Below are 24,618 nucleotides of genomic sequence, written 5' to 3'. Positions count from 1 at the left end.
TTGGGATTGACGCGCAATTTGGCCATGATCGTTTATCGGCAACTCAATTTATCGCATCGAATAATTGACGCCAAAATAGTGGCCATCTAATATCTCGCCACTATTTTGATATCAGTGTGCCGCTACGAGGGAACGAACAGGCTTTCATGGCTTTTGCCGTGATCGACCGGGCAACGCTTGATCGCCTTGCGCAACTTTCTCCCTACCCGATTTTGCTCTGCCGGGCGCCATTCGCGCGCCCGTCGGGACCATCGCGCCTGCCTTCAAATCGCCCATCCTGCTTGTTGCATTGAGATCTTCACATGGACGTTCGTCAGTTCGCCTTTCTCGCTCGCTTGCCATCTGCCGCCGTAAAAAGCCGTGATCAATTCTGCGGTATGCCCAAGCGTGGTCTGGCGTTTTTGCTGGCCAACGTCATGTTCTGGCAACCGATGTGGGCGCAGGCCGACGGCATTGTGGTGGCCAACCCGAACACCGCGCTGGATCGGGCCGGCAATGGCGTGCCGATCATCAATATCGCCACACCCAACGGCAGCGGGCTGTCGCATAACCAGTTCCACGATTACAACGTCGGCGCGCAGGGCGTCATCCTCAACAACGGCTCGGCGCAGACCTCGAACACCCAGTTAGCCGGGCACATTATTGGCAACCCGAACCTGAAAAACAGCGGCTCTGCGCAGGCGATTCTCAACGAGGTCATCAGCGGCAACCCGAGCCAGTTGCGCGGTTACACCGAAGTGGCGGGGCAGTCGGCGCGAGTGATCGTGGCCAACCCGTATGGCATCACTTGCAACGGTTGCGGCTTCATCAACGCGCCGCGCGTGACGCTGACCACCGGCAAACCGGTGCTGGATGGCGCGGGGCGGCTGGATCGTTTTCAGGTTGATCAGGGTTCTGTGGCCATTGAAGGCACCGGGCTTAACGCGACCAACGTCGACCGCTTCGAAATCATCACCCGCACCGCGAAGATCAACGCCGAGATCCAGGCGAAAAACCTGACCATCGTCGCCGGGCGCAACGACGTCAACGCACAGACCTTGAACGCCACGGTCCGCGCCGATGATGGCAGCGCCAAACCGCAACTGGCGATTGACTCCTCGGCACTCGGCGGCATGTATGCGGGAGCGATCAAACTGGTTGGCACCGAGGCCGGGGTCGGCGTGAAGCTCGACGGCAAACTGATCGCCAGCGGTGGCGATATTCAGCTTGATGCCAATGGTCAATTGAGCCTGGCCGATACCTCGGCGACCGGCGCGGTCAACGTCAAGGCGGCCGGTCTCGATGCACAAGGCCCGGTGTACGCGGGCACTGCGCTGAACGTGCAGACCCAGGGCAATCTGACCAACCGCCAGACCCTGGCTGCCGGCGACAGTATCAACCTCAGTGCCGGCGGTCAGCTGACCAACGCCGGCGTCATCGAGGCCGGGGTCAATGCCGACGGCAGCCGTAACGCCAACGGTGATCTGAGCCTGAGTGCGCAGAGCCTCGACAACAGCGGCAAAAGCCTGATCGCCAGCCGCAATCTGACAGTCAGCACTGCGCAAACCCTGAGCAACCAGGGCGGCACCCTCAGCGGACAAACCACGGCGATCACGGCGGGCACCCTGGACAACCGCAATAGCGGACGCGTACTGAGCGGCGGCACGATGAGCCTGAATGCCGCTCAAGTGCTGAACAACAAAGGCGTGATCAACAGCCAGACCAGACTGACTGGCAACATCGGTCAATTGATTAACCGCAATGGCGAACTCAGCGGCCAGACCGACGCCGTGCTGACGGTCACTTCGCTGGATAACGTCGCCGGCGTGATGAGCGCCGGGCAGTTGCTCGACATCACCGCCCTCGGCGCGATCAACAACAGCAACGGCGGCCGGATCGGCGCCAGACAAGCGCTGACCCTGCGCGCGCAACAATTCGACAACAGCCAGCAAGGCCAGTTGACCAGCGAAGGCACGCTGACCACCCGCATCAGCGATCGCCTGGACAACCAGAACAAAGGCCTGATCCAGGCCAACGGCGCCATGGACGTGCAGGCCACGCGCCTGGATAACCGTGCCGGCAAGATTTCCAGCCTCAACACTCTGACGGTTACCAGCGCCAGTACGGACAACCGCGGCGGAACGCTTCGCGCTGATCAGGCGGCGAAACTGCTGATCAGTGAACTGGATAACGGCGACAAGGGCCGCGTTGAAAGCAAGGCCACACTGACGTTCGAAGGCAACACGCTGGACAACCGCAATGGCGGTCTGCTGACCTCGACCGGTTTGCTGAGCCTCAAGGCCAACAATGTCAGCAACGATGGCGGACGGATTTCCGGCAAGGGCGATGTCGACGCCAACATCGACAGCCTGAACCAGCAGGGCGGTGAATTGGTCGCCGAAGGCAATCTGTTGCTGACTGGCAAGGCGCTGCAGAACCATCAGGACGGTCTCGTCGGATCGCTCAAGACCCTGACGGTCAACGTCGACCAGATCGACAACCGCGGCGGCTCGCTCTCCAGCCAGCAGGATCTGCACATCAACGGGTCGCGCCTGGACAACAGCGAGGGCGGCAAAGTGTTGTCCGACACTACGCTGGAGGCGAAAGTCGCGCAGATCATCAACGCCAGCAACGGCCTGATTTTCAGCAAGGGCGCGAGCACCCTGAGCGGCACCGGGTTGAATAACGTCGCTGGGCGGATCGTCAGTCAGAACAATCTGGGGCTGACCTTCGACGGCGCGATGGATAACCAGCAAGGCCTGATCAGCAGCGAAGGACAAATGATCCTCACTGCCGGCAGCCTCGACAATCGCCTGGGCAAACTGTCGAGCCTTGAAGCGATGGCGCTGACCGCCAATGGCGCGGTACTCAGCCAAGGCGGCCTGATCGTCTCGCAGAAGGGCCTGACCTTCAAAAGTGGCAGCCTGGATAACAGCGCCAACGGCATCATCAGCGCCAAGGCCGATTCGACGCTGACCACCGGCGAGTTGAAGAACCGTCAGAGCGGCAGTATCGCCACCGATGGCTCGTTGTTGTTGACTGCCGGGCGCCTGGACAACTCCGGGGGCAGCATCGGTAGCCAGCAGAAACTTCAGGCTTCGCTGACCTCGCTGGAACAGGACGGCGGCGAGCTGTTCAGCAACAGCGACCTGACCCTGGACATGAACAACGGCCTGCTCAACAACCAGCGCGGCAATATTCATACGCCGGGCCAGTTGCTGCTGAAAAACCTCAAGGACGTCGACAACAGCACCGGTGAAATTTCCGCTGCCAAGGCCTGGAGCCTCAATGCGCAAAGCCTGAACAACGACGACGGCAAATTGCTCGGCAATGAAAAGCTCACCCTGGTCATCGACCGCGCCCTGAGCAACGTCAAAGGGGTGATTGCTTCCGCCAGCCTCGACAGTCGCAGCGACAGTCTGAACAACAACAGCGGCGACATTCGCGTGCGGGGTGATGTCGATTTCAGCGTCACCGGAATGTTCGATAACCAGAACGGTGTGGTCATCGCTGACAACGGCCTGACGATCACGGCCGCCAGTCTGGATAACCGTCAGGAAGGCCTCATCGGTTCAACAAAAGCGCTGAACCTCAACGTCGACCGTATCGACAACCGCAGCGGCGAGCTGTCGAGCAAGGCTGATGTGAGCCTGATCGGCGCCTGGCTCGACAATAGCGACAGTGGCTACATGCTCGCCGGCGGCAATCTGGCGCTGACGGTTAATGAAGTCATCAACCGCAACAAGGGGCTGCTGTCCGGTGACAGCGGTTTGACCCTGACGGGCAAGACCCTGGAAAACAGCGGACGTCTGACCAGCCAGAAAGATCTTGCGATCAACCTCTCTGCGGATCTGAACAACGCACAGGGCAGCCTCGTCAACGAAGGCGCTTTGGCGATCACCGCGCAAAGTCTCAATAACAATGGCGGCACGGTTTCCAGCGCCAACGCGCTGACCATCGACACTCGCGGCGCTGTCAGCAACCAGGGCGGCAAACTGCTGACCAACAGCGATCTCACGCTCAACAGCAGCACACTCGACAACCAGCAAAACGGTGCGATCAGCAGCAAGACCAAACTGAACATCAGCACCGGCGACCTCAACAACAGCCAGGCCAGCATTTACTCTGCCGATCAATTGCACATCACGGCCGGCCAAGTGACCAACACCGCCGGCAGCCTTGGCGCGGGCAACACCGTGATCGCCACTGTTAAAGGTCTTGATCAGCAGGGCGGCAAGCTGTTCAGCAGCAATGCTGATGTCAGTGTCGATCTGAACGGCGGCGCGTTGAACAACCAGGGCGGCGTCATCAGTGCGCCGGGTCAGTTGTCGTTGAAGAATCTGGCTGACGTGAACAACCGTGGCGGCGAGATTTCCAGCGAGCTGGCTTTCGAATTGCTCGCCAAGTCATTGGACAACAGCGGCGGCCAACTGCTGAGCAATCAGAAACTCACCCTGCAGATCGACAACGCGCTGACCTCGATCAAAGGCAAGATCGCGGCGGCGGCGCTGCAGGTTCGCGCGGCGAGTCTGGATAACAGCGGCGAAGGTGTTTTGCTCAGTGACAGCGATATCGAGGTCAAGGTCGCTGGTCTGCTGAACAACCAGAACAAGGGCAGCATCAAGGCCGCGCAACAACTGACCCTCAACAGCACCGGCCTGAACAATCAGGGCGGCACGCTGGTGGGCGTCTCAGGCCTGACGATGGATCTGGGCACCACCGCCCAGGATCTGAATAACCAGGACGGTGTGATCAGCAGCAAAGGCGGGTTGAGCATTGCCCATCTGCGCGACCTGAATAACCAGAACGGCGTGATCAACAGCAAAGGCGTGCTGAGCATCGCCACGCTGCGTGACCTGAATAACCAGCAGGGCGAAATATCCAGCGTCAACAGCTTCAGCCTCAAAGGCAACAGCCTGGACAACCGTGGCGGCAACTTGATCAGCAACGATCAACTGACCATTACTGCGGCGGATCTGAAAAACCAGAGCGGTCTGCTCTCCGGCTGGAAAAAGGTGAGCCTCAGCGGCGGCACCCTCGACAACAGCCTGGAAGGCGCGATCTCCAGCCAGCTCGGCAATGTCAACATCGACCTCAGCGGCGCGCTGCTCAACCACAGCAAGGGTGGGATCGGTGGCCTCGGCGAAGTGACCATCACGGCCGCCAGTCTGGACAACAGCGGCGGCACGGTCAGCAGTGACGGCAAACAAATCCTGACCATGACGGGCGGCGCGATCAACAACGCTTCGGGTGGTCTGATCAAAAGTGGCGACACACTCGACATCCGTGCCGCCAGCCTGAACAACACCTCCGGCAACGTCATGGCGAAAAAAGCCCTGACCTTCACCGGCGGGCCACTGAACAACACCAGCGGCAGTCTGGTCGGTGACGACAGTGTCACCCTCGATTTGCTCGGCGCCCTGACCAACGTCAACGGCGCACTCGGCAGCGGCGCTGCGCTGCTGATCAAACGCGCTGCCAGCGTTGACAACCAGGGCGGCCAGTTGATCAGTCAGACCCTGCTGAGCCTGCTCACCAGCGGCGATCTGAACAACAGCCAACGCGGCACCGTCTCGGCCAACAGCCAACTGGACCTCACCGTTGGCGGCACGTTGCGCAACGACACCGACGGCCTGCTGTCGAGCCGCGATGCCGGCGTGACCCTCACCGCCGCCGCGCTGAACAATGCCAAAGGCGCAGTGCAAAGCATGACCGTGCTGACCGTGAACACTGGCAGCGGCGCCATCGAAAACCAGGGCGGCAAGATCATCGCCCAGAACGGCAATCTCAACCTCACCGCCGCCAGCCTCGACAGCCGTGGCGGTGTGCTCTCAAGCCTCAACGGTCTGCTGCAAACCCGCCTGAGCGGCGTGTTGCGCAACGGCCAGGGCGGCAAGATCGAAGGCAGCCGCCTCGACCTGCAAGCGCTGGGCGGGATCTATACCGACGGCGGACGGATCGCCGCCAACACCGGCAACATCCTGCTCAACGCCGGCGGCAACACCCTCGATAACAGCGGCGGCGGGATCTATGCCAAAGGCGTGGTGAAAACCATCGCCGGCCTGATGAGCAACAACAATGGCCAGATCAGCGGCAGCAGCATCGAGCTGGGTGTCGACGGCAACCTGACTAACCGCAGCGGCCTGATTGAAAGTGCCGGCACACTGGCGGTTCGTGCCGCCAACCTCGACAACCAGGGCGGCAAACTGCGCGCGCTCGGCGCTGGCGGCAAAACCGATTTCCAGATCGGCAGCCAGTTCGATAACCGCAACGGTCTGGTGGAAACCGCCAACAACGACTTCAACCTTGCCGCGCCGAGCCTGCTCAATTCCGGGGGCTCGATCACCCATGTCGGCGTCGGCGAATTCGGCATCTCGACCGCCAACGTCATGAACGCCGGCGGCTCGCTGGTGACCCTCGGCGGCCTGACGCTGAACGCGGACAGCTGGACCAACAGCAGCGTGATTCAGGCTGGGCGGTTGACGGTCAATGTCGGCAATTTTGTGCAGACTGCTAGCGGGCAGTTGCTTGCTTCCAATCAGTTGATTGGACGTGGTGGCAATTGGAACAATGACGGATTGATTGCCAGTAGTGGCAATTTCGATATCCAGTTGAGCGGCACTTATGGCGGCAACGGTCGGCTCAGCAGTGTAGGCAATCTTGGCCTCACCGCGTCCGGAATCGAACTGAGCAGCGCGGCCAGCATCACCGGTGCGACGACCGCCACAATCACCAGTCGCGGCAACCTGACCAACCTGGGCCGACTGACGTCGGCAGACAGCCTGACCGTCAATGCCGCAGCGCTGACCAACAACGGGACGCTGGGCAGCGCCGGCTATCTGCGCGTCAACACCGATTCACTTCTTAACCAGAACGGGCTGATTTTCAGTGGCGGCGACATGGCCTTGCGCGTCGGCACGCTGACCAACCGCTACGCCGACATCTATGGCATCGGCAACATCAGCATTGCCCGGGATGACAGCAACGGCTGGAGTTCGTCGATCAACAACGTTTCAGCGACTATTGAAAGCGTGGGTGATCTGAGTCTGGCGGCGGATCACATCGAGAATCGCAAGGATGTGTTCGAGGTCGCCGCAGGTGGCGGACTCGTTTCGGGAACAATTGGTGTTCGATGCACGACGTGTACCTCGTTCAGTGGCATCAATTTCGAGAGTCGCCTGCCCAGCCACCTGGTATGGGAAGAAAAATACCATTCCACCATTGTCAAGGATTCTGCATCGGGCACATTGACCGCCGGGCGCAATCTGACAGGGAACGGTCGCGAATTCATCAATGACGCGTCGGTCGTCAGCGCTGGCCGCGATCTGACATTCAACGTCCAGAACTTCACCAACCAAGGGGCCACTGTCGGGGATTACACCATCACCCGTTGGATTGATGCACCCAAGGCCAGCAAGGGCTGGAACTTCTGGCAGGACGTCCTGAATTACAACGCCGCGAACGATCCGGATTATGACTCGGGTAAAACAGGCGTTGTGAACGGGGATATCAGGATGGTTCCCAATATTCACACCTGGGACATGAATAACGTCGAATCGCTCACCCGAATAGGAGGGCGTCAGGGTGGTCGTGAGGCGATCAGATACCTTCTGTTTGGCTCGATCGCTATCGAATACGATTGGGGGAAACTGCGTTACGCTGCGCCAAGCTATGACTCGGGCGTGCGTGCTGAAGCCCCGGACATTATCAAAAACGCAGTCCCCTTCGACACGAAGATTACCGAAAGCAGCCCGACGGCCAATGCCAACGCAGTCGTTCAGGCTGGCGGCACGGTCTATATCAACGCGACAAACAAACTGGACAACGGCGTCGTTCGCAACGGTAACGCCGCTGCCGGCGGAGCGTCTCGCCTGGGTTCCACGCAACTCGCGGGTCAAGTCACCCCGACAGTCATCCGCATCAACGCCCAGCTTCCTCCAGACCTCGCCCAACAACAGGTCAACCCACTGGCCTTGCCGGGCTTCACCCTGCCGACCGGCGACAACGGTCTATTCCGCCTCAGCCGCAAGGACGGCAGCGAGCAAGCGATCGTAGCCGGCAAGGACTGGACGATCGGCTCCATCACGGCCGCACCCTCGACACATGCGGGCGGCATGCCGGTCAGGCATGCAACAGACCTCCAGTTCGATAAAAACGATCCAGTCTCGGTGAAGAACCGTGAGCTGGCATTGGCCAGCCGTCCTTCGCTGAATCTCAATGACAAGACGGCTGTCATCAACGTCAATGCCGCTGCCGGTGACGGGCCGGTAGGTGTGCTGATGCCCGCTCGTGGCAACGTTTCCTTCGACGTTCCACGCGTGCAGGCCCTGCCCGATACCAGCGTGCGCTCCAACCCGCACAAATATCTGATCGAAACCAACCCGGCGCTGACCGACCTCAAGCAGTTCATGAGTTCGGACTATCTGCTGGGCAAACTCGGTTACGACCCGGACAACAGCGCCAAGCGCCTGGGCGACGGACTGTTTGAGCAACGCATGGTGCAGCAGGCCGTGGTGGCCCGCACCGGCCAGCGTTTCATTGACGGCCAGACCTCTGACGAAGGCATGTTCAAGTACCTGATGAACAACGCCATCGCCAGCAAGGATCAGCACAACCTGTCGGTGGGCGTCACCCTGACCGCGCAACAAGTGGCGGCACTGACTCACGACATCGTCTGGCTCGAAGAGCACGAAGTCAACGGTGAGAAAGTGCTGGTGCCGGTGCTGTATCTGGCGCAGGCCAACAACCGCTTGGCGCCTAACGGGGCGTTGATTCAGGGCAGCGACGTCACTCTTATCGCCGGCGGCAACCTCGATAACGCCGGTACGCTGCGAGCCTCCAACAACCTGTCGGCCGAAGCCGGTAACAACCTCACCAACACCGGTCTGATCGAAGCGGGCGAGCGCCTGACGCTCAAGGCCGGCAACGACATCATCAACAAATCCGGCGGCATCATTTCTGGCAAGGACGTCAGTCTTACAGCCACCAACGGCAGCGTGATCAACCAGCGTGATGTGACCAGTGTCGATGTCAGCCGCGGCGGCAGTGTGTACCACCGTGACTACCTGGACAACGCCGCACGGATCGAAGCGGCCAATGATCTTACGGTCAAGTCCGGCAAAGACATCAACAACATTGGCGGCGTGCTGAAAAGCGGTGGCGACATGACGCTCGATGCCGATCGCGATGTGAACATCACCTCCGTGCAGGATCGCAGCACCAATGCGCGGGGCGGCAGCTATCTCAATCAGACGATTACCCAGTATGGGGCTGAAGTGACATCAGGGCGCGATCTGTCGATCAGTGCCGATCGGGATGTGGCGGTTGTGGCCAGTCGGCTGGATGCCAAGCGTGATCTCAGCGTCGATTCAGGCCATGACATTGTCATTACTTCGGCCGCCGACGAGAGTGACTACGTCTCGCGCAGCAAGAAGCGCGCGAACGAAACCCACAGCATCACGCAACAGTCGTCGGTATTGAACGCCGGTCGCGATATCGCGCTGAACGCGGGTAACGATCTGGGCATCATCGCCAGTCGGATCAAGGCTACGGAAGATGTCAGCCTCGATGCGGTTCAGGACATCACCGTTGCCTCGGCCAAAGATGAAAGTTCTTCTTATTACTACAAGAAGAAAAAGGGCTCTTTCGGGCGCAGCAAAACCACCACGACAGAAAGTTATGAGAGCGAGAACGTCGCTTCCGTGATCGAGGCTGGACGTGACTTGACCGTCAACTCGTCCAAGGACGAAGACGGCGCCGTGAGTCTGGATGGCGGGCGCAGTGTCACCATCATCGGTAGTCAATTGAACGCCGGCAAAGATCTCGTCGTCGGTGCGACCAACGATGTGGCTGTGCTTTCCGCTACAGAAGAATCCGGCTCTTACACCAAGAAAACCAAGACCGGTACATTCGGCTTGTCGAAAAGTGGCAGCAGCCATTTACAGACTGCTGTTACTCAAGTCGGTAGCCAGTTGAACGCCGGGCATGATGCCGTGGTCCTGGCAGGACGCGATGTTCGTCTGAACGCCAGTGAAGTCAATGCTGACAATGATGCTGAACTGCATGCCGGTCTCGTGGACAAGGAGGGTGATATCACCCTGTCGTCTGCGGATGACCAAGCGTACAGCCGAGCCGAGGAATACAAGAAAAAACTGGGTATGTCGCTCAAGGACACCATTGGTGTCTTTGCCGGTACTCCGGGGCTGGGAGCCGATATTACCGTCGGTGCCTCGCACAATGGCGGACGTGAAGTCGTCAGTTCCAACAGCATTGGCAGCCAGGTCAATGCCGGGCACGATGCGATTCTCAATGCATCTCGCGACATCAACGTCATTGGCAGTGGAATCAGTGCCGATAACAGCGTTTCGCTCGATGCCGGCCGCGATGTCAACGTAGTCGCCTCGATCGATCAGCAGCGCAGCAATACTTGGGAGACGGACAAAAGCGTCGGGATCAAGCAGACCATCGACAGCAATGCCTTCACCACGTTCGTTGGCAGCGAAACCCTTCAACATGGCGTCAACAGCAAGGGCTACACCGCAGCGGGCAGCTCCATCGATGCGGGGATGAACATCAATGTAAACGCCGGTCGCGACATCAACCAGCAAGGTTCCGATCTGACCGCCGAGAACAACATCAAGCTCAAGGCCGATCGCGACATCAACATCGATGCCAAGGAAGAGGCCAGCGAAGTCACCATCCGTGACAGCATCAAACGTAACGGCATCACCGTGACCACCGCCTACAACATCGGCAACACCATGGAGGGTCTCAAAGGCACTGGCAAAGGTGAAGATGGGGTCAGCAAGGGCTCAAGCGTACTGAAGTCGGTTGATACGCTGGATCAGTTCTTCAGTGGACCGAAATTTGACGGACATATCGGCGGCTCGAGCGTAAGTTCCAGCCAGACTCAGACGTTGGTCACTCAACGTCCGTCGACACTGTCTGCCGGCAATGACGTCACGCTGGATGCTGGCAACAACGTCAACGTCAGCGGTAGCCAGTTCAATGCCGGCCGTGACATCAACGTCAAAGGCAAGGACATCACCTTTGACGTTGCGCATGGCTCGGAAAGCAGTGACGAGCATTCGACCCAAAGCAAGGGTGGCGTCAAAGGGGGCACCACCGGCGGCTTCAAACTCGGCGTAGGTGTCAGCAATGCCGGCACCGTAGGCAAATCGACTCAGGGCACTTCGACGGCAACCCAGTTGAATGCCGGTGGCAGCATCAACCTTGACGCGGAAAACGATCTGACCCTGATCGGCACCCGCGCCACCGCTGATCGTGATATCTCCCTCAAGGCCGGTAACGATCTGAATATTCTCTCGGCGCAAAACGCCTACGAGAGTTCGCACGATCGGCGTAGCTGGGGTGCGGAGGGCGGCATCATCGCCGGCCAGGACGGCTTCGGTGTTTATGGTTCGGTGAATGTGGGTATCGGCGATCTCAACCGTGAGGGCGTCAAGCAGCAAGAAGCCTATCTGTATGCCGGCAACAAACTGGGCTTCGAAAGCGGTCGCGATACCAATATCGCTGGCGCGACTTTGCGTGGCGACGAAGTCATCGGTGATGTCGGTCGTAACCTGACCGTGACCTCTGTGCCGAACACCGGCAAGGTCGAAGGCAAGGAGTTCGACGCCAGCCTGACGGTCGCGGTGAGCTTCGGTGCAACAGTCAGCGGCTCGCTGGGTTATGGCGAGACCAACGGCAAGACCAACTGGGTCGACAATCAGACTGTTATCAGTGGCAAAAGCAAAGTCGACATCCGTACCGAAAAACATACGCAACTCGATGGCTCGGTGATCAGTGCCGACAACGGCAACCTGAAACTCGACACTGACACCCTCGGCTACCGCAACATCACCGGCAAGGATAACGAGCACGGTTACTACCTCAATGTCAGCGGCAGTTATGGCGGGGGCGGTGGCGCCCAAGCCGACAAGCCGAACAAGGGCATGGAAGGCGAGAGCAAAAACAGCTGGGCCGTGGAGGGCTACAAGTATGACAAGGACCGTCAGCAGACGCTGAACGCCACCGTGGGTGAAGGTCAGATTGTCGTGCGTAACGACAAGGCTACCGGCCAGGATTCCACGGCGGGACTCAATCGTGATGTGAACAAGGCGTATGAGATCACCAAGGATGAGGAACATCGCACGACGTTGTATGCGAGCAGTTCCTCCATTGATGCCGTCAGCCATCCGCTGGAGACGCTGGACCGTTGGGGTGACAGCGTTACCGATTTCAAGAAGAACATGCTCAACCAGGCTTTGGCCGGCGCCAGCTTTCTGCAAAATCTGAAACTGGCAATCAATGCTCAGCTAGTTGATATCAGTGAGGTGTCTCCTTCGCTTCGCGATGAGCTTGGTGATGAGCAGGCATTGGCCGTCACAAAAAACTTTGTTCGACAGGGAAAAAATCCATCGGATATGGATTCCCTTGACCCCGAAGTGCGTGCTGGACTCAAGCGATTTGCCGATCTGGCAGCCGACTACGATAAGGAAATGGCGAAGGAGGTTGACCAGGGCAACATCATCATGGAGCCCAAGAACGACGGTAGTGGGGGAACCAACGTCGTCTATCTCGATACGACCACAGTGAACGAGAAGGTCATTCCCATGGGGCAGGCGGCCCTTTCAGAACTGGGTGACCTGCTCGTGGTGGCCAATTCGTTGCCGGCTGATAAACGTGATCAGCTCAAAACCGTTGCCATTGCAGCTCAAGCTGTAATGGGACCCATGAAATTCATGGTGAGCTTTACTGCAAACGCTCTGATTAATGCTGCAGCAGGTAAGGAAGTTGAAGAGTTAAAAGATGGCGCAGCGATTAAATTGGCAGCTTTCTTTACCGGTAAATCTGAGGAAAGCCTGAGGAAGAGCAACGAGCTTGCAAAGGGTGAGCATGAGAATGGCAACACCGTCAAGTATCCTCTGGAAGGTGATAACTATGTCGTTGCTTCGCGTTTCCTTATCGATGCGGCGTTGGGTGAGTTTAAGTCGCTCGGTGTAAAAGTGGGTGGGCGAGTTCTCACGGTGACGAACAAAGGACCGACGGGCGGAGGTTCGCCTCATACTCCGTCTGTATTGACCCCCCCGCGAAATGCCGCGAATCTGATTGGAGGCCCCTTGGAGCATGCCACACAAGTCAGCGGTAGATTCAGCCTGTTGGGGCCTAAGGGTGCGACCCTGTATCGTGCTGATAATCGAGGAAACATCACCAGTTATGCGGTATACGATTCGCAAGGCATGATCATCAAACGCGTGGATGTCACGGGTGCCGCTCACGCAGGTGTACCAACGCCTCATGTCATTGAGTATGGTAGAAATACCCTCCCTGATGGGTCAGTCAGAGTTCAGTCACCATCCACCAAAGCGCCTCCAAGAAGCGTCAATCCGGAAGAAATACCATGAATGGGATCTACTCAATTCCCCCTGTTACGGACGCCGTAAACTACGAGACCTGGAAAAAACAGTGGACTGAACAAGAGGGGCTGGATGTTTTTTCATATATCAGTGATCAATGTCATCCTGAGCAAATGTTGTTATTTTCGAAGGTGTTTTTCCCAGACTTTTTGACGGTTGGGGAGGGGGTTTTTCTGGAGCGAAATTTTGCTTTTGAAACATTCTCTGCGCGAATGGCTGAGATGAATGATGTTCGCGAAGTCGAGCGGATCATTAACAATGTGCATGTTTATGATCTTTTCGATCATTGCGCAGATAATGTATCGGACAGCGTTTTTTTTCAGCTGTGCAATGTAATTGCATTCTCTTGGAGAATGGTGCTGAAAGAGAAATTTCCCGACCAAAAATTCTTTGTGGAAGTCTCGAATTCAGAAAGTGACTACGGCCCCGTCATTACGTTTTTTCAGGTGGGTGAGTAACTCGCTCGAAAGAAAGTATCGATGGGACAGACCACGTTTAAATAAAACGTGGTCTGTCCCCGGTTCTGCTGACTTTGCCGTTGAGGTCATGGCGACCTATCCGGATGGCACAAAGACGGTGAAGTTTGTTACCCAGTTCGCGGACGGTGATCTGTCAAAAATCAAAACCAGTACGCTTTTTCCTGATAGTTGGACTGACTCGCAAGCGATCAACGCCGTCAAGCTTGTTGGCGACACTAAGCCTGTGGCGACGAGAACCTCTGATGGCGCGTCACTCTTTCAGTCCACGGTCAACGGGGTCAAAGTTGAGGTGATCAAGATTGGTGACAATGTCACGGCCGGTTACCCTTGCGGTCGAGCTTGTTCAACCGCGCAGAGTTTCATGGGGCCATGAGTATGTATTCCAGGTTTGATATTTGTATAAGCCGGTACGCTGATGATGAGCTTCCGACCGATTACTGGTCGGATGTCGAAGTTGTGAACGCGTCCGGGATACTTGAAGAGTTTTCCGACACCGACTGGTCAGAGCTGCTGGCGGCCGTCAATGGCAAGAGTGAATTCTGGATATTGCGCATGTGCGAATCCATGGGGGACGTTGCTGATGAACGCGCCCTGGCTGTATTGCTGGATGTCATGTTTCACGAAAGCGAAACCGTCAGGTACGCGGCGCTGGACGCTATCAGGTCGATGACAAGCTCAGGTGTGGAAGCGGGAAAGTGCTTCGCTCTGATTGCGTCGGCCATCGAGCGAGCAAAGCAGGAAAACAACCAGGCAGGGCGGGTGTCGGTGTTAAATCTCGAGCATCTGCTTACAAGCAAATGAAGGGGGAGGGCAGACCACGTCGAGTGGTCTGCTGATCTTGCCAGAAACGAATTCGAGCGCGACGCGTAAATGGGGACAGACCACGTTTAGAAAGTACTGCGAAAACGTAGTCTTTCCCCGTTTCACACGGCGGGGAAGTGATAGGCGGCTAAAGAGGGTGGAGTTTACTGGCAGACGGGCGGACTTGCCCAAAGGCTTGAGAGATCAGGAGGTCGTTGCGGATGCCGTCTGTCGCTACTGTCAGATCTGACAGTAGCTGGCCGGCAGCTTCGGGTGATGGGATACCGCAGTCGCCAAGGCGTCAGGCCGGGGCTTTCTGTCACTTGAGGAGTTGCTTGTATGAAAACGCAATCACCATCAGCCTCTACATCTTCTGATCCAGGTGTGAACGCGCTCAAGCCCATAAGGATCACCAAACTCAAGACTCCCGTGCAGGGCTATGACGGTGGTTTGCCGGTGGCCGCCGTGGAGGGAGGCGTCGATTTTCTGGTCCCTCCCTGGCTGGTCATGGAGGCGGGTGATCTGCTTGAGGTGTTCTGGGGCGACCTGCAGGCGCCGGTCTGGAGTAAAGACATCGAGCCGGAAGATGAAAACGAACTCATCAAAGGGGTTATCGATGAGGGGCATATCCGCAGGGGGGAGGCCTATCCGGTTTTTTATCGAGTGACCAAGCCGTTTCAGGAACCTGAGTCAACACCGCGGAAAAGGTTCTTCGCCAAACTGGATCGCCCCGGCGGCTTCGATGACGACCAGTCAACGCCCGGCAACCAGAACCTGCGCTACCACATTCCCCAAAGCATCATCGACAATGGCGTTGGCCCCGAGGAGGCCGCGGCGGGTGTGCCGGTCACGATCCTGCCGTACCCCTTCATGCGTATCAACGACCGTGTAAAAGTGGCGTGGGGCAGCGTAGAGAAAAACGTCCTTGTCGAGCAAAAACATATTGGCGACCCTGACGACCCTGACTACAGCCCGCTGGTCGTGACCATCGATCAACCACTGATCGAGGAGGCGGGCGACAGCGCCGGGGTGATCGTGACGTACCAGGTGATCGATGAGTGTGGCAACTATCCCGATCCACGTTCCCTGTGGTCGGCGCAAACCCGAGTCGTGGTGGATCTGAAAGGAAATCGGCTCGATGCGCCGATCGTGCTGGAGGCCGATCCGCAGACTTACGAAATCGACCTCGACGAATTGAACGATGACGACGTGAACGTTCTGGTCAATACCCCCGCTGGCATCTTCCAGGAGCAGGATGTCGTCGCCTTGACCTGGCGAGGAACCAACGCCGAGGGCGCACCGATCAACCATGGCCCGGTAGAGCTGCCGGTGACACGAGTCGGTCTTGCGCTGACGTTCACTGTGCCGAACGACAAGGTACGAGCCATTGCCAAAGGCCGGGCGAGTGTCTCCTACATACTCAAGCGAACGGGCGCGGCCGATCGGCCTTCCAAGACCGTCGGTATCTCGGTAACGGGGGAGACTTTCCGACTGCCGTCTCCTACGGTGGACGAAGCCCCTACCGGTACGCTGAACCCGGACGAACGCTGGGCCACCGTGCGCATTCCATGGTTTGCGGGACGCGCCGCCAGTGACCTGTTGACGCTGATCTGGGAGGCCACGCGTCCCGGCGGCGCCATCGTCTATTACGAAGACCCGCGCCCGGTTGGCGATGTGCCGGATGACGAGCCGGTGTTGCGCAATGTCTCGAACGCGGAGATCCAGCGTTTCGACGGCTTGCAGGTCTCGGTTTTCTATACCGTCGCCAATGATGATGAGGCGACACTCAACGTGCGCGAGTCGTTGCCGTTCGAGATGCAGGTGGGCGAAGTGCAACCGCTGTTCGTGACGCCGCGCGTGGAAGAGGCGGTGCCTGGCACGTCGTTGATCGATCCGGAAGCCGTCCCGCCGCTGGGCTGTAAATTGATTGTGACGTATCTGCAGACACAGCCCGAAGACCTGGTGAATTATCGCTGGCGCGGTACGGGCGGTAACGGCAGCACCAGTGGCTCACTGCGTCTTACAGCGCAAACTGCGGGTAAGGAAGTGCCGTTCACGGTGCCGAAACAGTTTGTGACCAACAACCTCAATCGCCGGATCGTCATCGACTATTTCATCGTGCGTGACGGCAAGACCCTGGGTTACTCCTTTCCACTGACCTTGCGGGTCGGCAATGCCCTGCTGGATTTCGATCCGCCCTCAATTGACGACGCGCGCGGCGACCAGATTGATGCGAGCGCGGTGCCTGCGGTAGGTGCAACCGTGCGTCTGGCTGCGGCGTATGGCTTGAGGGTGGGCGACAGCGGCGAGATCCGCTGGATCGGCGTTGCCGGAGGCGGTACCGCCATCGTGCCGTTTCGCGTGGAGAGCGGAGAAGCGGGGCGCGACAAACTGATCAGCGTGCCGCAGTCGGTGGTGTTGGCCAACGTCGGGCGGGAGATCTCGCTGGACTGCACCGTAGTGCGTCAGGCCGGTGGTCGCCAGTATTCGCGGGTGGCGGTTTATGACGTGCGTGCTTCGCTGGGGACGGGACGCTTGCGGGTGATGGGCGCGCGCTCGCGGGGTAATTACCAGATTTATGGCGGCGGGACTGCGTGGTTGACCGCGCTGGATGCAACCACCCGGCAGCCGGTCAAGGCCTGGTGGCGGTATAACGGCGAGGAGGGCGAGGTCAGTGGTGCGACGTTCCGTGACACTCGGCCGGACCGGCTGCTGCATGTGCGGATCAGCGATGATCAGGTGACGATCAATCCGCAGAACCTGTGCGGGAACGGGAATTTTATGTCCGATGTAGCTTTACATAACGCAGCCTTTGCGGCGCGGACAGAGCGTGGAGCGCTGGTGGCATGGGGCAAGCCTGCCCGTGGAGGGGATCTGGGGGATTCGTTACCGGACCTTTCTGATGCCATATCGCTGAGTGCTTGCGGTTATGCCTTTGCGGCACGACAGGCCACTGGTGCGGTAGTGGCTTGGGGGCTGAGTGGATACGGAGGAGACGTGTCGGAACCCATCAGTCTTTTGCGGAATATCGTAGCGGTGAGCGGCAACGGTTACGCGTTTGTTGCGCTACGTCGCGACGGGAGCCTGGTGGCGTGGGGACGCCCTGGTAATGGGGCAACGCTCCCACAGCCAATACCTGCGCTGAGGGATGTCGTCAGAGTGATTGGCAACCTCTACGCCTTTGCTGCGCTACGTGCCAATGGGTCGGTAGTGGCTTGGGGGCACCAAACCTATGGAGGTAATTTGCCTGCGGCCATTGCGGCATTGACTGACATAGTTGATTTAGTCGCTACCGGCTATTCTTTTGCAGCGCTACGTACCAACGGTGCGGTAGTGGCGTGGGGATACAGCTCCACCGGAGGAAATGTGCCTGCCACGATTGGAGAGATCACAGACATTATCGAACTGAGCGCTACTCACAGGGCCTTTACAGCCCGACGAAGCGATGGCAGCGTTGTTGCTTGGGGGGACGGCGCATATGGTGCAAACGTTCCTACGCCCATCGCAATACTGAAGGAAATCCTGACGGTAACGGCTAACAGAGGATCATTCGTCGCACTGCTCAGCAGCGGGCGTGTCGTGGGATGGGGAAATCAGGCAATTCCGCAGCGGGTTGCAGTACTGACTGACATCGTCCAGGTGGTATGCGCAGGAGTTGCTTTTGCCGCGCTGCGGGCCAACGGCACCGTTGTAGCCTGGGGGACTGCTGATCGAGGTAGTGAAATCCCGGAGGCCATTGCGGCCCGACTGATCAACGTCCGCGCCATTTATGGCAACACCCATGCCTTCGCCGCGCTGACCTCCAGCGGCGAAGTCGTGACCTGGGGCCGTGGCCCGGCCGGCGGTAACAGCGATGGTGTCGCCGACCAGCTCAACGGCAAAATCTTCTACGAAGCCACAGCGCTGTCCCGTGGTCTGGGAATGCGTGAGACGCGACTGCTTGAAGCGGCAGAAAGTGAACAAACGTCATAACACCTTCAACGCCTGAAAGATCGCAGCCTGCGGCAGCTCCTACACGTGATCCCTGTAGGAGCTGCCGCAGGCTGCGATCTTTTGCTTTTTACTTCGGATAAAGCGGCGGCAACCCGCTGTCACCCACCGGATCCTGCACCCGTTCCGCCGCCGGAATGGTACGGATTGCCCGCCACAAATCCTCGCCCTGCCAATGCTGCCCGGTCTCGCTGTACAGCGCGCCGTTGAGGCCGTCGAGGGCGTCGGAAAGCGGTACGAAGCGCGCCGCCATATCCGCCAGTGTCTCCGGCTGCTGCCGCGCCCATGCATCCAGTGCCTGGCGCGTCGCTTGCGGATCATTCGCCTGGCACGCCCGTTTGATGTCGTCCATCAAGGTGCGCGGGCTCGGCCCGGTTTGGGCGGCGCGATGCACCGCCGGTTGCCAGCGCGCACGCCACCACAGGCCGAAGCCGAGCAGGGTGGTGCAGGCGAGGATCAGGGTGCTGAGTTTCCACCACCACAACACATCGTTATCGGCGGTGCCCGGTTGCAGGTTGCCGGTCGGGGTGTCGACCTGCAGGCTCGGGTTGTTGGCCACTTGCAGGGTGCGCGCCGGCAGGCTGGTGTGCTCCAGATGATCTTCGAAGGTGTTCCACCAGATTACGTCGACGGTCGGCAGTTCGATGCTGCCGCTGCGGCTGGGCACCAGCGCTTCGCGTTCTTCACGGCTGCCGATCAGGCCGCGCTCGCCGCTCTGGTTGTTCAGCACCGGTTGATCCGGGTAACGGCGCAGGCCGTTGGCCTCTGTGGCGGGCAGGGCCGGTAGCTGCGAACTGGCCAGGCCTTCGGCCTTCAGCGTCAGGCTGCGGGTCAGGGAGTCGCCCACCTGAAGGTGATCCGGCTCGGGGTTCCAGCTTTCGCTCAGGCTCAGGCTGCGCGCGGGCAGCCACGGCGCATCGGCCGGGTAGGTCAGCGGTTTCGGTTTGACCGTCAGCGGAATCTCTGAGGAACTGACGCGCAGCAGCTTGCCGGGTTTCGGGCCCTGCGCGGTAGTGTCCTGAGCGGGCTGAGTGTCGACCAGCGTGGCGCTGAAGGTCTGCGGGGCGATGGTCAGCAAGCCGCTGTGCTGCGGGTAGATCGCATAGCGCATCTCGATCACGCCATGGCGCACGCCATTGATGTCTTTCTCGTAAGTGCGGGTGTCGCCCAGTTGCTCGATGCGCGCGTCGGCGATTTGCAGCGGGGTGAGGCTGCTGTCGTCGTACAGCGACACCGAGTGGTAAATGCGCAGGGTCAGGATCGCCTGGGCCTGCACGTAAACGCTGGACTGGTCGAGGCTGGCCTCGATGAACACCGGATCCAGGTTGTTCTGTTCTTCGCGGGTGTCGCTCTCGACCACTTGCACGGTAATCGGCTGGCTCTGCACCTCGCCCAGTTGCAGCGGCGGAATGACCACGCTGCCGTTCTCTTTCGGCAGCAGGGTGATGATCCAGCGGGTGGTGGCGCGGCTGTCGCCATTGAGGGTGTTCAACTGGTTGACCTGACGTGTGCCGCGCACCTCGAACAGCGGTTCCAGCGGGGTCAGGTCGGGTTTGCCGAACTGCGTGACATCACTGGTTTCAAGAGTGAGTTCGACCGTCTCGCCGGAGTTCAGGCGACTGCGATCCACGCTGGCCGTCAGCTCGGCCGCCTGGGCGGTGGCCGTGCAGAGCAGCAGGGGCAGCAAGAGAGCGGTGAAACGGGTCATCGAGTTTTTTCCTGATCCTGATGTTGTTGCTGTTCGTACCAGAATTTGCGTCGCAGCAGTTCGCCCGGATCGTCCGGGATCTTGCCCAGCCATTGTTCCAGTGCCTGACGTTGCTCGCCTTCGAGGTTGTCCTCGCTCGGGCGCAGCGTAGGCACGGTGTCGGTTTCTTCCGCTTCATCGCTGCCCGGCACTTCATCGGGTCCCGGTTGCGGCGGGGTGGTCGGTGGCGGTTCGTTGGCCGATTCGCCGGGCTGAGCCTCGCTCGGGGCGTCACTTTTCACCGCGGGTGGCGGCGTGGTCGCTGGCGGTGGTTCATCGCCGGGCACGTTCGGCTGCGCCGGTTGTGGCTGCGGCTCGACCGGCGGCGGGATGTTCTTCTGTTTGAGCAGGGTTTCCACCAGGGCCTTGTTGGTCAGCGCCGGGCGCAAATCCGGTTGCAGTTCCAGCGCCTGTTCATAGGCATCGATCGCCGCTTCCAGCTCACCACTTTTTGCCAGCGCGTTGCCACGATTGTAGTGGGCGTGGGCATCGCTGCCTTCGGCGAAACGCTGAGCGGCGCCACTGTAATCGCCGGCCTCGTACAACGCCACCCCTTGCCACTGATGATCTTCGAAGTGTTCGGCAGCCTCGGCCGGGCGTTTCTGCTTGAGCAAGTGCAGGCCCTGTTGGTCGGGGCGCAGCCACAGGTCTTCGAAGTCAAAAGCGTAGCTCGGCTGCGGCAGGCACAGCAGCAATGGCAGGCAGAACAACCAGCCACGCCGTCCGGCGCAGGCGGCCAGCAGCAATAGCGGCAACAACAGCCAGTAACCCTGATCGGCCCAGGTGTCGAGGCGCACGGTCTGGCCATCGTCGCGCAGGCTGCGCGGGCCATCGAGCAGGCCGAGGGCGCGCAAATCGGTCTCGTCCAGCCGCGCACTGTGGTACTCGCCGCCGACACTGGCGAGGAATGCGCCAAGGCTCGGACTGTCGAGTTGTGGCACGCGGATCGCGCCCTGTTCGTCCTTGAGGAAACTGCCGTCCTCCTGGGCAATCGGCGCGCCTTCAGCGGTGCCGATGCCGAGCATCAGCAGTTGCGCCGATTGCTCGCCGAGGGCGCGGCGAATGCCTTGGCGTTCTTCATCTGTCAGCGAGGAGCCGATCAGCAGAATTCGCCCCTGACCGAGCGCGCCTTGCTTGAGCAACGCCAGCGCCTTGCTCACACCGAGATCGGCGCGATGACCGCTTTCCGGCATCAGCGACGGCTTGAGGGCGTCGAGCAGATTGCGACTGGTCGCCAAGTCATCCGACAGCGGCACCAGCGTGTGCGCGCTGCCGGCGTAGACGACGATCGCGGTCTGCGCATCGCTGCGCGCCTGCAACAAGTCGAACAGCTTGCGCCGGGCCTGTTCCAGTCGCGTTGGCGGCGAGTCGGTGGCGAGCATTTCCGGGGTCAGCTCCAGAACGACGACCAGCGGGTCGGCAGGTTTCTGGCTGGTCTGTTCGACGCGTTCCCAGCTGGGGCCGAGCAGGGCGACGATGCTCAGCAGCCACGCCACGCCGAGGGCGACCCACGGCAGCTTGCTGGTGCGCCCATTGCCTCCGCTGAGCAGCGTCGCGTGGAATGCCGGCGGCAGAATCATCTGCCAGCGCCCGGCGCGTTTCTGCCGGTGCCAGAGTTGCCAGATCAGCCAGCCGAGCAGCGGCAGGAGCAGCAGCCACCAAGGGCGGAACCAGTGCGGCCAGAGCGCGATCATCGGCGCCTCCGCAGACGCAGGCGCTTCAGACGCTCACGCCAGTCAGGCAACGGACTTTGCAGATAAAGCTCCTTGGTGAACAGGCGTTGCAACGGGTTGTCCGGCCACAATTCGCGGGCGACCAGCAACAGGCTCAGCAGCAGGGCAAAGGCCAGCGGCCACTGATACAAGGCTTGCGCCGGGCGCGCCTGGGTCGGTTGCTGGGGCACCGGTTCGAGTTGATCGAGGGTGTCCCGGATCGCTTGCAGCTCTTTGCCGTCGCGGGCGCGGAAGTATTGGCCGCCGGTGGCGTTGGCTATCGCTTTGAGGGTCGGCTCGTCGAGGTCCAGGCTCGGATTGACCCCGAGCAGGCCGGTGCTGCCACTGTCTTCGGGGTCGGCGCCGATGCCGATCGGGTAGATTTTCACCCCTTCGCTGGCGGCCAGCTTCGCTGCGGTCAGCGGATCGATTTCGCCGCCGTTGTTGGCGCCGTCGGTGACCAGAATCAATACCCGGCTTTGCGCCGGACGCATGCGCAGGCGCTTCAGCGCCAGACCGATCGCATCGCCGATGGCGGTGTTCTTGCCGGCGATGCCGATGCGCGCTTCATCGAGCCAGACGCGCACGGTATGGCGGTCGAACGTCAGCGGTGCCTGCAGATAGGCCTGACTGCCGAACAGGATCAGACCGACGCGGTCGCCATCACGACTTTCAAGGAAATCCCCGAGCAGATGCTGAACCAGCGACAAGCGACTGACGTCTTCGTCCTGCCACTGCATGTCGGGAAAATCCATCGAGCCGGACACGTCCACCGCCACCAGCAGATCGCGGCCGCTGGCGGCAATCGGCAACGGTTCGCCGAGCCATTGCGGACGCGCGGCGGCGCTCAGCAGCAACAGCCACAGCAGCAGGAACGGTGCTTGCTGGCGCCACGCCGGCAGGTTGGCGCGGGCCCGGCGCCGCGCCAGGCCTTCGAGGTCGGAGAGGAAACTCACGCGCAGCGCCGGCTCGCCGCTGTCGGCCACCGGCAACACCAGACGCATCAGCCACGGCAGCGGCAGCAGCACGAAGATCCACGGCCAGGCGAACTCAAACATGCTTGCGAATCCAGGTGTCGACGGCTTGGGTCAGGCCGGCGATAGCCTTGTCGTCGAGTTTGCATTCGGGTTTGTAGGCGCCTTCGACCAGCACCATCCAGCGCGTCAGGCCGGCAGCCGGGCAACGGTTGTCGAGAAACGCCAGCCATTTGCGGCCATTGAGCGTGTGGCTCTGGCTGTAGGGGTAGTGGTTGCGGCACAGGCGTTTGAGCAGGCCGTTGAGCTGCTGCAGCCAGGCCCCGGCCGGTGCGCCATCGTAGGGTTTGGGCATCTGCGCCAGTTCGGCCAGTGCGGCGATGCGCACCGGATCGAGCGGCTGTTCGGCGCGCACGATCGGGCGTTTCCTGGTCGGAATGAACCGGCGCAAACGCCACACGGCGAAGCCCAGTAGCGGCAGCAATAACAGCAGCAGCCACCAGCCCGGCGCTGGCGGCCAGAAGTCGATCGGCGGCGGGGAAATCAGCGGTTGCAGTTGTTCGAGGCCGTTCATCGACTGCTCCCCGGACGCTGCGGATTGAGGAACTCGCGCATTTGCTCGACCATCTCGCTTTGCGTGCTCAGCGGCATCAGCAGTACCCGCAGTTTTTGCGCGAGCAATTCCCAGCGGGCGATGCGTGCTTCGGCTTGGGCGCGATAGGTCTGGCGCAGCTCGAAGTTGAGGGTGTCGAGTTCCAGTTGTGCGCCTCTTTCCGCGAACCGCAACAGCCCGGCGGCAGGCAGGGCGTGGTCCAGCGGATCGGACAGCGGCAACAACAAAAGATCGCAATGACGCGATAGCAGGCTCAGTTGCTGCTCGGCGCTGTCGGACAGCGCGCGCTCGTCGCAGATCACGATCACCAGACTGCCCGGGCGCAACACCTCACGCGCCCGGCGCAGCGCCACGCCGAGGGCGTCGCGATCCGGCTCGCGTTCGCTGTGCAGCGACTGATTGACCTTCACCAGGCGGTTGAGCAATTGCAGCAGGCTCTGCTTGCTGCGGCGCGGTTTGATTTCGTAATGCTCGTTGTCGCCAAACACCAGCCCGCCGACCCGGTCGTTATGGCCCAATGCGGCCCAGCCGATCAGCGCCGCCGCTTGCGCCGCAAGCACCGACTTGAACATCAGCCCGGAACCGAAAAACAGCCGGGTGCTTTGCTCGACCATGATGAAAATCGGCCGCTCGCGTTCTTCATGGAACAGCTTGGTGTGCGGCTCCTGGGTGCGCGCGGTCACGCGCCAGTCGATGGTGCGCACGTCGTCGCCGGCCTGGTAGACCCGCACCTGATCGAAGTCGACCCCGCGACCACGGAATTTCGAGTGATGCAGGCCGATCAGCGGGCTGCGCTGGCTCGGCGTGGAAAACAGCTGCACCTCGCGCACACGGTGACGCATCTCGATCAGATCGGTGAGGCTGATACGGATGCCCGGTTCGGACGGCAGGGTGGCGTTCATAGG

General features: G+C 60.1%; 10 protein-coding genes. 5 read left to right on the top strand and 5 right to left on the bottom strand.

What is annotated here, in order from left to right; genetic code table 11:
- Positions 1-302: 302 nt before the first annotated feature.
- The 5 genes from ACS4NR_RS09540 to ACS4NR_RS09520 all read left to right on the top strand — a co-directional run bounded on the left by ACS4NR_RS09540 (position 303) and on the right by ACS4NR_RS09520 (position 18,649).
- Complete coding sequence (locus ACS4NR_RS09540) at positions 303-13,385, top strand: hemagglutinin repeat-containing protein (protein WP_456019855.1); 13,083 nt, start codon at positions 303-305, stop codon at positions 13,383-13,385.
- Positions 13,382-13,855, top strand: a complete 474-nt coding sequence (locus ACS4NR_RS09535) for a hypothetical protein (protein ID WP_456019853.1) — start codon at positions 13,382-13,384, stop codon at positions 13,853-13,855. Before ACS4NR_RS09540 ends, ACS4NR_RS09535 begins: the two co-directional genes overlap by 4 nt.
- A gap of 88 nt (positions 13,856-13,943) precedes the next feature.
- Positions 13,944-14,249 carry an EndoU domain-containing protein gene (locus tag ACS4NR_RS09530; RefSeq protein ID WP_456019852.1) on the top strand — a complete coding sequence of 102 codons (306 nt, stop codon included), beginning with the start codon at positions 13,944-13,946 and terminating at the stop codon, positions 14,247-14,249.
- Entirely contained in the window at positions 14,246-14,677 is a 432-nt protein-coding gene (locus ACS4NR_RS09525; protein WP_443535491.1) for a hypothetical protein, read from the top strand. The genes ACS4NR_RS09530 and ACS4NR_RS09525 overlap by 4 nt, the downstream gene beginning before the upstream one ends.
- Positions 14,678-15,016: 339 nt before the next feature.
- Positions 15,017-18,649, top strand: a complete 3,633-nt coding sequence (locus ACS4NR_RS09520; RefSeq protein WP_456019851.1) for an RCC1 domain-containing protein — start codon at positions 15,017-15,019, stop codon at positions 18,647-18,649.
- Between the two features lie 88 nt (positions 18,650-18,737).
- Here ACS4NR_RS09520 and ACS4NR_RS09515 read toward each other — a convergent pair whose 3' ends face one another.
- The 5 genes from ACS4NR_RS09515 to ACS4NR_RS09495 are packed head-to-tail and all read right to left on the bottom strand — an operon-like array spanning position 18,738 to position 24,615.
- Positions 18,738-20,375 carry a BatD family protein gene (locus ACS4NR_RS09515; RefSeq protein ID WP_456019850.1) on the bottom strand — a complete coding sequence of 546 codons (1,638 nt, stop codon included), beginning with the start codon at positions 20,373-20,375 and terminating at the stop codon, positions 18,738-18,740.
- The gene (locus ACS4NR_RS09510; protein WP_456019849.1) at positions 20,372-22,108 is read right to left on the bottom strand and encodes a tetratricopeptide repeat protein; all 1,737 of its coding nucleotides are present in this window, start codon (positions 22,106-22,108) and stop codon (positions 20,372-20,374) included. The genes ACS4NR_RS09515 and ACS4NR_RS09510 overlap by 4 nt, the downstream gene beginning before the upstream one ends.
- Positions 22,105-23,184 (bottom strand): vWA domain-containing protein, encoded by a 1,080-nt coding sequence (locus ACS4NR_RS09505; RefSeq protein ID WP_456019848.1) that lies wholly within the window; start codon positions 23,182-23,184, stop codon positions 22,105-22,107. Before ACS4NR_RS09505 ends, ACS4NR_RS09510 begins: the two co-directional genes overlap by 4 nt.
- Positions 23,177-23,674, bottom strand: coding sequence for a DUF4381 domain-containing protein (locus ACS4NR_RS09500; RefSeq protein ID WP_007968588.1), 498 nt, complete (start codon positions 23,672-23,674; stop codon positions 23,177-23,179). Before ACS4NR_RS09500 ends, ACS4NR_RS09505 begins: the two co-directional genes overlap by 8 nt.
- The gene (locus ACS4NR_RS09495; RefSeq protein WP_456019846.1) at positions 23,671-24,615 is read right to left on the bottom strand and encodes a DUF58 domain-containing protein; all 945 of its coding nucleotides are present in this window, start codon (positions 24,613-24,615) and stop codon (positions 23,671-23,673) included. The genes ACS4NR_RS09500 and ACS4NR_RS09495 overlap by 4 nt, the downstream gene beginning before the upstream one ends.
- Positions 24,616-24,618: the final 3 nt, after the last annotated feature.

The organism is Pseudomonas sp. JQ36 (assembly GCF_053851495.1).
The sequence above is the reverse complement of the archived record's forward strand: the minus strand, read 5'-3'. Positions and strand labels throughout refer to the sequence as shown.

Excerpts from the sequence above, each read along its gene's own strand:
- ACS4NR_RS09505 (WP_456019848.1), bottom strand. The coding sequence starts at position 23,184 with ATGTTTGAGTTCGCCTGGCCGTGGATCTTCGTGCTGCTGCCGCTGCCG.
- ACS4NR_RS09500 (WP_007968588.1), bottom strand. The coding sequence starts at position 23,674 with ATGAACGGCCTCGAACAACTGCAACCGCTGATTTCCCCGCCGCCGATC.
- ACS4NR_RS09535 (WP_456019853.1), top strand. The coding sequence starts at position 13,382 with ATGAATGGGATCTACTCAATTCCCCCTGTTACGGACGCCGTAAACTAC.
- ACS4NR_RS09540 (WP_456019855.1), top strand. The coding sequence starts at position 303 with ATGGACGTTCGTCAGTTCGCCTTTCTCGCTCGCTTGCCATCTGCCGCC.
- ACS4NR_RS09525 (WP_443535491.1), top strand. The coding sequence starts at position 14,246 with ATGAGTATGTATTCCAGGTTTGATATTTGTATAAGCCGGTACGCTGAT.
- ACS4NR_RS09515 (WP_456019850.1), bottom strand. The coding sequence starts at position 20,375 with ATGACCCGTTTCACCGCTCTCTTGCTGCCCCTGCTGCTCTGCACGGCC.
- ACS4NR_RS09520 (WP_456019851.1), top strand. The coding sequence starts at position 15,017 with ATGAAAACGCAATCACCATCAGCCTCTACATCTTCTGATCCAGGTGTG.
- ACS4NR_RS09530 (WP_456019852.1), top strand. The coding sequence starts at position 13,944 with ATGGCGACCTATCCGGATGGCACAAAGACGGTGAAGTTTGTTACCCAG.
- ACS4NR_RS09510 (WP_456019849.1), bottom strand. The coding sequence starts at position 22,108 with ATGATCGCGCTCTGGCCGCACTGGTTCCGCCCTTGGTGGCTGCTGCTC.
- ACS4NR_RS09495 (WP_456019846.1), bottom strand. The coding sequence starts at position 24,615 with ATGAACGCCACCCTGCCGTCCGAACCGGGCATCCGTATCAGCCTCACC.